Consider the following 13,387-nt stretch of genomic DNA (forward strand, 5'->3'; position numbering starts at 1 on the left):
GTCATTAAAATTTAGGAGAAAGACAAAACCGTGTCTCAACCGCGCAATCGTTGGATAGTTCAAGTCGTCTTAGCGGTGGCAATTCTTGCTTTTGTGGGTGTTTCGGTGATTCCCATAATTGGAGCATTTAATAATACGCCACCCTCAAGTCAGAATACCGCTAGCACCAGAGGTAGTTCGTCCTCTGCTGACCAAAAATCAAAACTGGAAGACGAAGCACGAGGTTATGAACAGGTTTTGCAAAGGGAACCAGAAAATCAAACTGCGCTTAAGGGTCTGTTACAGGCGCGGCTGCAATTACTGAGTCAAAAAGATAAAAGTGAGGTTAAACCAGCTGATATCCAAGTTGTTATTGAACCTCTAGAAAAGCTAGCAAAACTGAATCCCGAACAGTCAGAATATTCAGTGTTACTAGCTCAAGCCAAACAGCAAATTGGCGATCGCGAAGGAGCCGCTCAAGCTTATCGCTCGATTTTGTCCACGAAACCAGGTGATTTGAAGGCTTTGCAAGGAATGGTGGCTTTATTGATCAGTCAGCAACGACCCGAAGCAGCGATTGGTTTGTTGCAAGAAACCCTATCTAATGCAGCCCAAGCAAATACAATTCAGCCTGGAAGTGTAGATATAGTAGCGGTGCAGGTGCTATTAGGTTCTGTTCATGCTTCCCAGAAACGCTACGCTCAAGCTAGCTCTGTATATGACCAGGCAATTAAGAAAGATCCCAAGGATTTTCGCCCCGTCGTGGCAAAAGCGATGCTCTTGAAACAACAGGGCAAAGATGCAGATGCAAAACCTTTATTTGATAGTGCCGCAGCTTTAGCACCTGCTAAGTACAGAGACGAAATTAAGAAGGCAGGAACAGTTTCTCCCATTCCTAACTCTGCTACCCCTCCCGCATCTTCACCAGAAAGTACGCCTAAGTAATGGGCATGGGGTATTGGGAATTGGGAATTGGGCATTGGGCATTGGGCATTGGGCATTGGGAAAGAGAAGGCAGGAGGCAGAAGTTCTACAATTTTTGAATTTTGAATTTTGAATTTTGAATTTTGAATTTTTAATTGATTTCTCCCCTGCCTCTTCCCCTCACGCTCCTTCAATGGCAGCAACAATACCAAATACTAAAAACAGGCATCCGCCAATCAGGGTGAGTTGACGCTCAGAAATGCGTCCGGCAATCATTTTGCCGCCGATAACTGCGATCGCAGCACAAATGGCATGTCCTAAAATTGCACCTATTGCCACTCCGATGGGGTTATTGCCTGCGGCTAGGGCAATGGTGGCAATTTGGGTGCGATCGCCCCACTCTGCCATAAATGTCAACATAAAGGCTTCTATGATAATTGCCAAACCAGTCTTTTGCTTTGGTAACTGCAAATCTGCTTGTTTTACCGCAGTTTCAGCTTCTTGTACAACTTCTGTATCACAAGCAGCATTGGACATCTTACTAGCGTCATACAACAGCTTGATACCGAAGGCAATAAATAAAGCTATTTCGGCGTAATGAATATAAACTTTTGGCAACAAAGATACTGCTTGTCCAAATATCACCGAAAGGATTGTCATCGCCGCTAAAGCAGCTGTCACACCTGTAAATACCAGCCGCCGCGGGTGGTGCATTGCCAAAATTACAGCAATAAAAAATGTTTTATCGCCTAGTTCTGAAACTGTAATTAGTAATAAACCTGCGGTAAAAGCTGTTAACACTCTCTCAAGCTCCTGAAGAATCGTTTACCGATGTGAAGCTTGATGAGAACCAAAAGACCTCACCAAGTTTACACTTTTCGGTGTGAACTTAGTGAAGGTCTCGCTTTCAAATATTGATTATTTGCCATCTGAACCAGGCTCATCGCCAGTATGTTGATTCAGATGTACTGGCTTTTATGTTTTTATGCCAGCAGCTACTCCCCTTCTATGCGATCGCAATCATACATATTTTTCATGTATTAAGTCAAGGTGATAGGAAATGGAGAGGTATAACTTGAAAGTGAAACTCCCATTCAACGTTTGCGTAATCCTGATTTTGCAATTTTTCTACAGTCGTTTCTAGCCATTGCAAGTAATCAGTTTCATATAGAGTTTTGGAATGCGCCTTAAGAGAAGACATGGCAGTTTCCATCAGAAATGTTTAGATAATTTTTTGCATCACTTTACAATTAACATCTTTGTTCCGTCACGCAATTCCAACCAACTTGGCGCTTAGTTCCCATACGCGATCGCCTTTTTCGTCATCGCGGGCTTGAGGAGAGACTTTTTGCACAAAAGACTTGCCATCTTTCTTCTGGCGATTTCCCCAACTCCAATAAACACCGGATTGATTATACTCAGGATCGGCAACCACGGCAGCAACTCGTTCTCCCGCTAACTCTTGAGACACATATCCCCCAGTGATGTACTTCTGGAACAAGGGGAAGATTTTCTGAAACAGGGGATAGTGGTTTCTAAATAACGGCGTTTCTGCAACACATCCCGGATAAAGAGAACTGAAGATGATACCGGTTGACTGGTGATAGCGCTCGTGCAGTTCCCGCATAGTCAGCACGTTGCAAACCTTGCTGTCTTTGTAAGCTTTAACTGGTTCAAATTTTTTGCCATCAATCATCGATATTGGCTCTTTAAATCCTTCTGCAAAGCCTTGCAAATCGCCTAAATCGGGACGTGGTGGAATCTTTCCACCTAGTTCGTCTGGATTGTGCGTAACTGTTCCTAAAATTACCAGCCTTGGCTCTAAAGATGATTTCTTCAGATCCTCTATCATCAGGTTGCACAATAGGAAATGCCCTAGATGATTTGTAGTGACAGTTAACTCGTAACCTTCTGGACTGCGTAACGGCTCTTTGATTAAGGGCATATAAATTGCAGCATTGCACACCAAAGCGTCTAGAGATTTGCCAGTGGCTCGGAAGTTCTTCACAAATTGTCGAACACTTTCCAAGGAGCCAAGGTCAATATGTATGCTGGTATAACTGTTGTAGGGGATTTCCACATCTTGAGCAGCTTTTTGTGCCTTCGCTAAATCCCGACACGCTAATACCACATACCATCCCCTTTCAGCAAGAGCTTTTGCAGCATACAAACCCACCCCTGAAGAGGCACCCGTAATTACAACCGTTGGCTTTTGATGTTGTTCCATTCTGTTTAGCTCCCATTGACTGTCTCTAGAATCTCATACCAGCGAGCCATCGTTGTCACCAGGTTTTTCAGGGCTGTATTTAGGCTAAACCAACGCCTTTCCATCACTCTGGTGAAAACAATAATCGAAGCAAAAAAGTGAAACTATGACTAAATCAAGGTTTGAGGCTTTATTTTCTAATATAAATTCACAAATGTAAATGTAGCCAAAACCTGGAAAGTGAGGTTCGTAAGCCTTGCAGCAATTGCTTTCTCCAAGAGTGATGGAAGAGGGCTAAGTAAGTGGGCGAGAAAAGCCCTAAGTATTTTACGAAATGTAAATACAGCACATACTTTACAAATTCGTTATTTCACCGTTTTTACAAAACTAAACATACATTGGTTTTATCGTGCTTCCCGACTTAACCTCTATACAAAAAACCTTCAAAAAAGTAATTACAATCACATTTTTGGTATACTACTGACGAATGCAATATCAACTTTTTTTGTTTTTAAATATTTTTTCTTCAGATATATTTCAGATGTATATTACTACTAGGCTGAAAAGTATAAGTCAATTGCCTAGCTGTTTAACAATTTCTTTTTTGTGGATAAGCTTCTACAATCTGTAAAAAAAATTCTCCAAGACAAGCCTCTCGATCCAATTCAGTGGTTTGTGCTTTATCAATCGTGGTTGGGTAAAACTTATGGTGAGATGGCAGAGGTATCAGGCTACGGCAACAATTATATCAAGGAAATTGGTTCTGAGTTGTGGCAAGACCTTTCGAGCGCACTTGGGGAAAGAATAACGAAAAAAAATTTACATTTAGCTTTGAAGAAACACTTGCAAGACGAGATAGATAATCAAAAAAATCAGATCCAAGAAAAGTTTAGTGAAGAATCTAGTTTAGAAATAATTTCTCCAGACTCTTTTTCAGCAAGCAAGATAGAATTTCCTAGCGGCCCTGTAGCACTAAATTCTCCTTTTTACATCAATCGCCCTTCCCTAGAAGAACTTGTTTGTAATGAGGTTTTACAACCTGGTTGCTTAATCCGGCTCAAAGCACCTAGAAAGATGGGAAAAAGTTCTCTACTCAATCGGATGATTGCTTATGCTAAAGAGCAAGATTATCAAACTGTTTATTTAGACTTTCAAGAAGCTGACCGAGATGTTTTTGTTTCTCTGGATAAATTTTTGCGTTGGTTTTGTGTAAATGTCAGTAGGCAGTTAAATCTCCTTCCTTGTGTAGATGATTTTTGGGATATAGAAATGGGCAGTAAGGTAAGCTGCAAAATCTATTTTGAAGCTTATCTGTTGCAATACATTAATGATAATCCTTTAATTTTGGCTTTGAATGAAGTTCATCGGATTTTTGAACATCCTAATATTGCCCAAGACTTTCTGCCAATGCTGCGATTTTGGCATGAACAAGCAAAGCAAGATCGGACTTGGCAAAAACTACGGATGGTAGTGGTTTACACCACAGAAATTTATATTCCGCTTAAGCTTAACCAATCGCCTTTCAATGTCGGCATAACAATTACGCTGCCACCATTTACCCTTAAACAAGTACAGAGTTTAGCATTACGTTACGGACTAGATTGGGCAGGAAACTCGGAAGGGGCAAAACGCCTTGCACCCCTACAAGCAATGGTAGGAGGACATCCCTATCTGGTGAGCCTTGCATTTTATCATTTATGTCAGGCAGGAATGACGCTAGAGGTATTATTAAAAACTGCATCTACACCAGTAGGAATTTACGGTCAGCATTTACGAGAACTATTGACACTACTGCAAGAAGAACCAGAATTAATGTCAGCTATGGAACAGGTAATTGCCACAGATGAAAAAGTAGAGTTAAACGCGATCGCTGCTTATAAACTAGAAAGCATGGGTTTGGTTCAACTAAACGGCAATCAAGCTAGTACCATATGTGAGTTATATCGTCTTTATTTTAGCCAACAGTTTGGAAAGCAAAATAATGGTAATATTTATTGATAATTTACCAGCTAGTTTTGAGTGTTAATAGTAAAGACTAAAGTTCTGATTACGAACCTAATTACTCATTGATATTATCAGGATTTTATTAACTGTTACAATACAAATGTGTTGATTGAGATATAGAAAAAACTTAAAATTAAAAATAAATTAAATGAAAAATTATCGATATCAAGTTGGTGGTACTCTCACTAATGATGCTCCTAGCTATGTAGAGCGCAGAGCAGATGTGGAACTTTACGAAGCTTTGAAACAGGGTGAATTTTGCCACATCCTAAGCTGTAGACAAATGGGTAAATCTTCACTTATGGTAAAAACAAAGCACCGCTTGCAAAAAGAGGGCTTTAGATGTGCCACCGTTGACATGACTAATATTGGTTGTGAAAATATAACTCCAGAGCAATGGTATAAAGGAGTTGTCGGTGACTTATGGTTGAGTTTTAAACTGTTAGGAAAAGTTAATTTAAAAACTTGGTGGCAAGAACAAAACGATCTTTGTTTAGTTCAGAAAATCAGTCGGTTTATTTCGGAAGTTTTATTAGCTCAGTTTCCCAACGAAAGGCTATTTATTTTTATTGACGAAATTGATAGTATACTCAATCTCAATTTCTCTGTTGATGACTTTTTTAACATGATTCGATTCTGTTATAACCAACGAGCAATTAATCCAGAGTATCATCGAATAACATTTGCAATTTTTGGGGTTGCGACACCTTCAGACTTATTTATATATGGAAATAATACTACCCCGTTTAATCTTGGTAAAACTATAGAAGTCAATGGTTTTACCTTTGAAGAAGCTCAACCACTATCTTTGGGATTAGATATTAAAGACAATCACCCTCAGAAAGTTTTGAAAGAAGTATTAGCTTGGACACAAGGACAACCATTTCTTACTCAAAAGCTGTGTCGGCTACTTGTGAGTTTATCTCAAGACGATCTAGGTAGAAAGCTAAAAATTCCCCCTGGTACAGAAGAATTTTGGATAGAAAATGTGGTGCGATCGCACGTCATCGAGAAATGGGAATCACAAGATGAACCGGAGCATTTGCGAACTATTCGCGATCGCATCCTCAGAAACGAAAAATATGCTGCCAGATTGCTAGGAATTTATCAACAAATCCTTCAAGGAGTGAAAGTACCAGCCGATGATAGTCGAGAACAGGTAGAACTTTTGCTATCTGGTTTGGTAATCAAAAAACAAGGTTTTCTCCAAATAAAAAATCGAATTTATCAAGAAGTTTTCAATTTAGAATGGGTTGGGAAAAAACTAGCTTACTTGCGTCCCTACTACGAAAACTTCAATGCATGGATAGCCTCAGAGGAAAAAGATAAATCTCGCCTATTACGCGGACAAGCCTTGATAGATGGCCAAACTTGGGCAAATTGTAAAAGCTTGAGCAACTTAGATTATCGATTTTTAGCTGCTAGTGAAGAATTAGATCGGCGAGAAGTACAGCAGGCTTTAGAAGCTGAACGCGCTCAAGAAGTAGAAGCACGACTTGCAGAACAACAAAAAAGGCTGGCTCAACAAAAGAAAAATGCCACAATAGTAACACTTTTGCTCGTGGGGATGACCATCAAATTAGTGATTTCTATAGTGTGGGGAGTATCGCTTTTACGAAAGATTGATGCTTTAGAATCACAGCTAAAATGCACCGATATTACTACAACCCTGCAATTTCCTCACTGTCCAAAGTCAAGAGCTGCTAGGGAAACCTCAGAATAAGGAGCGTTAAAAAAACTCTCAATAACCCAAGTGTAGCCAATGTATAGGTTAGTTATCACGAGCAAATTTCAAACAGCTTTCCGAAAATTTCTCGTCGTAATGCTGACTTACTTATGACGATGTTTATTAGCTCAATACAAGTGCGATCGCTAATATTGTAGCGGCAGTCTTTAAAGTCAAGCGATTGCTCATGTATGATGATTGATTTAGTGCGACGCCGAATAGCCCGCACTTCGACTTGGCTCAGTGACCATCGTAGACATCGCCAACAGAAACGCAGTCCGATCGAAGCTGCCGATGATGTGAGTTAAAATCCTGATATCTTTAATAACTACCCACGCAGAACGGCCCCGAAAAAGCGATCGCTATGCTTCAGTATCCTCATCTCGAACAAGCGCTAAAATATCACTTCGGTTATGACCAATTCCGCCCCGGACAACGGCAAATTATCGAAGATGCGCTGCAAAATCGAGATTTAATGGTGGTGATGCCGACTGGTGGAGGGAAATCTTTGTGTTTTCAGCTACCAGCATTGTTAAAAAATGGGCTAACGGTGGTGGTGTCGCCGTTAATTGCTTTGATGCAAGACCAAGTAGAAGCACTGCGAAATAATAATATTAATGCGACATTTCTCAATAGCAGTTTGAACGCTTACCAAGTGCGATCGCGCGAAGAAGCCATCCTCAGCGGTAAAGTAAAATTACTCTACGTCGCCCCGGAACGTCTCCTCAGTGAAAGGTTTCTCCCGTTTATCGATTTAGTTAAAGAAAAAATCGGTATTTCTAGCTTTGCTATTGATGAAGCGCACTGTGTTTCGGAATGGGGACATGATTTTCGTCCAGAATATCGCCAGTTGAAATCTCTGCGAAAACGCTATCCTGATGTGCCTACAATCGCTCTCACCGCCACAGCAACCGATCGCGTCCGTAGTGATATTATTCAACAATTAGGTCTGAAGCAACCAAGCATCCATCTTGCCAGTTTTAACCGTGAAAATCTTTATTACGAAGTTCGTCCTAAAACTAAATATGCTTACGCTGAATTATTAGAACTAATTCGAGAAACTGAAGGTTCGATAATTATTTATTCTTTAACTCGAAAAAAAGTTGATGAATTAACTTTTAAACTACAAAATGATAAAGTTATTGCTTTGCCTTATCACGCTGGATTAAGTGATGAAGAACGTAGTAGCAATCAAACGCGATTTATTCGAGATGATGTCCGGGTAATAGTGGCAACAATCGCCTTTGGGATGGGAATTAATAAACCCGATGTCCGGTTGGTAGTTCATTTTGACCTGCCCAGAAATATAGAAAGTTATTACCAAGAATCGGGTAGAGCCGGTAGAGACGGAGAACCATCTCGATGTTCAATATTTTTCAGCTTTGGTGATGTTAAAACAATTGAATGGAGTATCGATCAAAAAGCCGATCCTCAAGAACAATTGATTGCTAAACAACAACTGCGGCAGATGATCGATTACGCTGAAGGCACTGATTGTCGGCGAACAATTCAACTGGGTTATTTTGGCGAAAGGTTTCCTGGGAATTGCGGTAACTGTGACAATTGTCGTCACCCCAAACCCGTGCAAGATTGGACAATTGAAGCTATGAAGTTTTTATCTTGTGTGGCGCGTTGCAAAGAAAGGTTTGGAATGCTACACATAATTGATGTGTTGCGAGGGGCAAAAAAAGACAAAATTATCCAGTACGAACACGATAAACTTTCTACCTATGGTATTGGTAAAGATAGAACTGTAGATGAATGGCGAATGTTGGGGCGATCGCTTTTACATCAAGGGTTAATAGAACAAACTAGCGATGGTTACTCAGTTTTAAAACTAAATGCCTTAAGTTGGCAAGTAATGCGAAAACAACGCCCAGTTTCGCTAGCTGTAACCACGGTGCAAAAGATTACCTGGGAACCGGAGAGTGAAAAAGCAGAAGTTGCAGAAATATTATTACAGAAGTTGCGATCGCTACGTAAACAATTAGCTGATGAGCAATCTGTACCACCTTACGTCATCTTCCACGATTCCACTTTAAAATTGATGGTACAGGTGCAACCCCAAAACTTAGCTGAATTTGCCAAACTTTCTGGTGTAGGTAGTCACAAACTCGCTCAATATGGTGAAAAATTTCTTACAGAAATTCGCGCCTACCGCCAAGAAAAAGGTTTGCAAAATAAATCGGCTAATAATAATTATGTACCCTCTAGCAACTCAGCTTCTTACACAGAATTACAGACATTACAATTGCATCAACAAGGTTTAAATATTGCTCAAATTGCCCAAAAACGCAATCTTAGTCCGGCAACAATTAGCAATCATTTAGAAAAACTAATTGAAAAAAATCAGCCAGTTGATTTAAATCAATTAGTACCTTTAGAACATCAACAAAAAATTTGGCAGGTTTTAGAAGTACTCGGTGACATTTCCCTCACTCCCATCAAAGAACAATTAGGTGAAAGCTACACTTTTGATGAAATTCGCTTAGTACGGAGTAAGTGGCGGCGTGAAAATCGCAAGTGATAATTAAATTTTAGACGATGTTTTCAAAGTATTGGGCGAATAGAATTCGCGGCTACACAAGCAAAGTCCACCTCCGTGGACTAAGAAAAAATCAAGATTTTAAACTCACGGAGGTGGGTTTTGTCTGTATAGCCGCGATTTCTAATCGCTAGGGCTATTAATTGAGACTTTACAAATATCCTCTTATTTTGTTGCGAATGCACCCGTCATGGCTGCAATTGGAGATGAACTAAAACTCCCCGAAAAAAGGGCCGCTTTTAATAGTACCATTGGGCATAGTGGTTTCCCAAATTAAATTACCGAATCTACAAATATTGATCTCAGAGACATCAGCCGAACGAAAGTTAGCATGAGCCAAAATGGCGTAAGAAAAACCACCGATGTTAGCTCCACAGAAGGTAGCACGACTAGCATTTATATGATTTAACTCGGTTCCCCTCAAATCGGCTTCAGTCAAGTCGCACCAAGACAAGTTGGCGGAATATAAATTAGCATCCCTGACAATAGCACGTTTCAACCAAGCGCCTTCCAAGGAAACACCAAACAAATCGGCTCCAGTCAAATCAGCTCTACACAGATCGGCTTGTCTCAAATAGGCTCCGCGCAAGTTGATATCTCTCAAAATAGCGCCTTCGAGGTCAATCGAACTGTCAAGGGGAACACCCTCGGATTGAATCAACTCAATCCCAGCGAAGTTTCGCTCTCCATCAGCATACCGAACCAGCAACTCCTCAGCAGTTATTTCCCAAGGCATGATTTAACCTCCAAGTCTTTTTCTAATCTCAAATATATGGATGTGTAAGCCTTTCTGGGCGGTTTATGTCTAGAAAAAAATAGCCCTGTTGAGTATACTCTGTGAATTTTCAAACATCCTTTTATGATTAAAATACAAAAACAAGATGAAAGGAGTTAGCCAATGAGTCAGATGCTTAATACAGGAGTACGCTGGACAATTCATGATGTGGAACTATTTGCAGAAAATGAAGGGACGCGCTACGAGATAGTTGATGGAGAATTATTTATGACTAGGGCACCTCACTTTAAACATCAGCAAACTTGTGGCAGAATTTTCCAACAGCTTAACATTTGGTCAGATTCTACTGGTTTAGGAGAAGCTGTAATCAATCCCGGCGTTTTGTTTTCAGAATCAGATAATGTGATTCCCGATGTAGTTTGGGCTACTAAAGAAACTTTGGCGCTAACATTGGATGAAGCGGGACATTTTACTGGCGCACCAGATTTAGTAGTCGAAGTCTTGTCTGAAAGTAAGTCAGACGAAAGGCGGGATAAGGAAGCTAAACTTAAACTTTATTCTTCCAGAGGAGTAAAAGAATATTGGATTGCTGATTGGCGATCGCGTAAACTAGAGGTCTATCGGCGCGAACAAAGTCAACTGAATTTGGTAGCAACTTTATTTAGTAATGATAATATCATTTCTGGGCTATTGCCTGGTTTTAGCTGTACTATAAACCAGTTTTTTCCTGTATAAATTTTAGGTTGAATGGAAAAACAGCTTTTATTCTTTTCCCAAAACACAATCTGTATAATAAATTGTTCAGATATCGCCTTGCACCAATAACTAAGTTTTCTCCTCATCAAGGCGATATCTATAACTCGTCAGTTTACATTAAGAAAAACTGGGAATTTCCGAGTTAGAATCTTGTTATGTCATAGCAGACTTGGAAGACTGAGTGTTTTGGTTTTTGACAGGCAGAATTACAGATACCAGCTTAGGCAGTGCTAGACAGGCAACAGTATTTAATATTGTCAGAAATATACCATCTATCAAACTCATATATTAATCTTCTCCGTTTGAAAATTGGTGGTGACTATATTTATTAGTTTGAAGCAAAATCAGTATAATTGCGTAAAAACAGAATTTAGATTTCTTTTAGAGAATATAAGCTAAATATATATATTTTTATCAAAACAGAATAAAGGCGTCAGTCGCCAGAATACAAGAAAGGTATTTTGAACGAAAAAGCAGATAGCGTCGCGTCAAGATTGCTGAATCCTGAATTCTGAATTCTGAATTCTTTTTCAAGTCTTCTGACTTCCTACTCCAAGATATGTTAGGGGGTTAAACCCCCTATTTACCAGATATATCCTCGCCCAAGCCAGAGATATGAGTCTCTAGCAAATTAAAATTGCCATATTTATGAAACTAGAGCTAGACATGAATAAAAAAATCTAATCTTTATCTATCAAAAGGATGAGATATAGATATAACAATTTCCTATATCTAAAGAAACTAAATGTTTGTTTTTAACCTATCTGACAGAGGATGTTAAAAAAAATTAGACATAGTAAATTAAAATCAATAATAATCAAAGTTCCTAAACAATTCAGGAAAGTGTGCTATACACGTGCTTGGAACAATCTAAAACTTTGTTAAAATCAGCAACACACAAACTATGAACTCTACCACCGAAAAACGTATCGCCTTGATTTCCGTCCACGGAGACCCAGCGATTGAGATAGGGAAAGAAGAAGCTGGGGGACAAAATGTTTATGTGCGTAATGTGGGTGAAGCACTAGCGCAGCTGGGATGGCAAGTTGATATGTTTACCCGCAAAGTGAGTCTGGAGCAAGACTCGATAGTTGAACATAGCAACAATTGTCGAACTATCCGTTTAAAAGCTGGCCCCCTTGAGTTTGTGCCGCGAGATGAAATTTTTGAATATCTGCCAGAATTTGTAGATAATCTCCTCAAATTTCAAATAAAAAACGAAATTACATACGAATTGGTTCATACTAACTACTGGCTCTCTAGTTGGGTGGGGATGCAGTTAAATAAAATCCAAAAGAGTAAACAGGTTCACACCTACCACTCATTAGGAGCAGTCAAGTACAACACTATAGAAAATATTCCTTTGATTGCTAGTCAGCGATTAGCAGTGGAAAAACAAGTCTTGGAAAAAGCAGAGCGAATTGTAGCAACTAGTCCGCAAGAAGAAGAACATATGCGATCGCTAGTTTCCACAAAAGGCAATATCGATATCATTCCCTGTGGTACAGATATTCAGCGCTTTGGCTCCATTGCACGAGAAGCAGCTAGGGCTGAATTGGGGATTGATAAAGAAACCAAAGTTGTACTATACGTGGGGCGCTTTGATCAACGCAAAGGTATAGAAACTTTGGTACGGGCGGTAAACGAGTCTCAACTACGCGACTCCAAAAATATCCAGCTAATTATTGGTGGTGGTAGCACTCCAGGTAACAGCGACGGAATTGAGCGCGATCGCATTGGGCAAATCGTCAACGAATTGGGAATGAGCGACTTTACCACCTTTGCTGGTCGTCTGAGTCAAGATGTTTTACCAACTTATTACGCTGCTGCCGATGTTTGCGTTGTTCCCAGTCACTACGAACCCTTTGGATTAGTGGCGATCGAAGCGATGGCAAGCGGTACACCAGTGATAGCAAGCGATGTCGGCGGACTTCAGTTTACTGTAGTTAATGAAAAAACTGGTTTATTAGCTCCACCACAAGATGTAGATGCTTTTGCCTCTGCGATTGACCGAATTCTCTTAAATCCAGAATGGCGAGATGAATTGGGTAAAGCTGGTAGAAAGCGTGTCGAAACTAAGTTTAGCTGGGATGGTGTTGCACATCAACTGAGTGAACTTTACACCGAACTGATGCAGCCACAAACAGTAGCATCAACAGCGAAAGAACTAGTACACTCAACCGCCGAATTAGTGCAATCAGCAGCAAAAGAACTAGTACACTCAACCACAGAACTAGTGCAATCAGCAGCAAAAGAACCAGTTTTAGCTGCTAAATAACGCTTTTGTTTAACAGATAATGGTGAGTGAGTAACTCGGATAAAATTTTGGGTTTAAATTTGGCAGCGTAGGCGTAAAGCCTGCGGCATAGCTACGCTTCGGGCGTAGCCTCTCCAAGAGTTGCCCGCCGTAGGCATCGCCTGAGCTTGGAAAACTCAACACCAAAAACAAACTGTATAAAAAACGAACTTATCACTTAAACGCAGAAGCTTATCTGATGATAATTTCTGCGT

The 13,387-nt window shown here is 40.1% G+C and carries 9 protein-coding genes and 1 pseudogene; 6 read left to right on the forward strand and 4 right to left on the reverse strand.

Annotated elements, in window-relative coordinates; all coding sequences use genetic code 11:
• Positions 1 to 30: 30 nt before the first annotated feature.
• On the forward strand, positions 31 to 924 hold the full coding sequence (locus RM368_RS22465; protein ID WP_322696090.1) for a tetratricopeptide repeat protein: 894 nt from the start codon (positions 31 to 33) through the stop codon (positions 922 to 924).
• Between the two features lie 159 nt (positions 925 to 1,083).
• Here RM368_RS22465 and RM368_RS22470 read toward each other — a convergent pair whose 3' ends face one another.
• The 3 genes from RM368_RS22470 to RM368_RS22480 form a co-directional block, all read right to left on the reverse strand.
• Positions 1,084 to 1,704: a TMEM165/GDT1 family protein gene (locus RM368_RS22470; protein WP_322696091.1), complete on the reverse strand. Its 621-nt coding sequence runs from the start codon at positions 1,702 to 1,704 to the stop codon at positions 1,084 to 1,086.
• Between the two features lie 244 nt (positions 1,705 to 1,948).
• Positions 1,949 to 2,116, reverse strand: a complete 168-nt coding sequence (locus RM368_RS22475) for a DUF29 family protein (RefSeq protein WP_322696092.1) — start codon at positions 2,114 to 2,116, stop codon at positions 1,949 to 1,951.
• A gap of 54 nt (positions 2,117 to 2,170) precedes the next feature.
• On the reverse strand, positions 2,171 to 3,130 hold the full coding sequence (locus tag RM368_RS22480) for a protochlorophyllide reductase (protein WP_322696093.1): 960 nt from the start codon (positions 3,128 to 3,130) through the stop codon (positions 2,171 to 2,173).
• Between the two features lie 585 nt (positions 3,131 to 3,715).
• Between RM368_RS22480 and RM368_RS22485 the strand changes: the two genes are divergently transcribed.
• The 3 genes from RM368_RS22485 (at position 3,716) to recQ (ending at position 9,366) form a co-directional block, all read left to right on the forward strand.
• Entirely contained in the window at positions 3,716 to 5,107 is a 1,392-nt protein-coding gene (locus RM368_RS22485; RefSeq protein ID WP_322696094.1) for an AAA-like domain-containing protein, read from the forward strand.
• A 154-nt stretch (positions 5,108 to 5,261) separates the two neighbouring features.
• On the forward strand, positions 5,262 to 6,836 hold the full coding sequence (locus RM368_RS22490; RefSeq protein ID WP_322696095.1) for an AAA-like domain-containing protein: 1,575 nt from the start codon (positions 5,262 to 5,264) through the stop codon (positions 6,834 to 6,836).
• A 367-nt stretch (positions 6,837 to 7,203) separates the two neighbouring features.
• Entirely contained in the window at positions 7,204 to 9,366 is a 2,163-nt protein-coding gene (recQ, locus tag RM368_RS22495; protein WP_322696096.1) for a DNA helicase RecQ, read from the forward strand.
• A 229-nt stretch (positions 9,367 to 9,595) separates the two neighbouring features.
• On the opposite strand, the gene RM368_RS22500 is transcribed toward recQ, so the two are convergent.
• A complete protein-coding gene (locus RM368_RS22500; RefSeq protein ID WP_322696097.1) occupies positions 9,596 to 10,120 on the reverse strand; it encodes a pentapeptide repeat-containing protein in 525 nt (174 codons plus the stop codon).
• A gap of 162 nt (positions 10,121 to 10,282) precedes the next feature.
• Here RM368_RS22500 and RM368_RS22505 point away from each other — a divergent pair, with 162 nt between their 5' ends.
• Positions 10,283 to 10,855 carry a Uma2 family endonuclease gene (locus tag RM368_RS22505; protein ID WP_322696098.1) on the forward strand — a complete coding sequence of 191 codons (573 nt, stop codon included), beginning with the start codon at positions 10,283 to 10,285 and terminating at the stop codon, positions 10,853 to 10,855.
• Between the two features lie 925 nt (positions 10,856 to 11,780).
• Positions 11,781 to 13,016 (forward strand): annotated as a pseudogene (locus RM368_RS22510) (glycosyltransferase family 4 protein); the annotation flags it as partial.
• Between the last annotated feature and the right edge of the window lie 371 nt (positions 13,017 to 13,387).

Source organism: Nostoc sp. DedSLP03 (assembly GCF_034530815.1).
Lineage (GTDB): Bacteria > Cyanobacteriota > Cyanobacteriia > Cyanobacteriales > Nostocaceae > Nostoc.

Bases quoted from the DNA above. Each gene is read 5' to 3' on its own strand.
- RM368_RS22475 (WP_322696092.1), bottom strand. From the start codon at position 2,116: ATGGAAACTGCCATGTCTTCTCTTAAGGCGCATTCCAAAACTCTATAT.
- RM368_RS22490 (WP_322696095.1), top strand. From the start codon at position 5,262: ATGAAAAATTATCGATATCAAGTTGGTGGTACTCTCACTAATGATGCT.
- RM368_RS22500 (WP_322696097.1), bottom strand. From the start codon at position 10,120: ATGCCTTGGGAAATAACTGCTGAGGAGTTGCTGGTTCGGTATGCTGAT.
- RM368_RS22505 (WP_322696098.1), top strand. From the start codon at position 10,283: ATGAGTCAGATGCTTAATACAGGAGTACGCTGGACAATTCATGATGTG.
- RM368_RS22480 (WP_322696093.1), bottom strand. From the start codon at position 3,130: ATGGAACAACATCAAAAGCCAACGGTTGTAATTACGGGTGCCTCTTCA.
- recQ (WP_322696096.1), top strand. From the start codon at position 7,204: ATGCTTCAGTATCCTCATCTCGAACAAGCGCTAAAATATCACTTCGGT.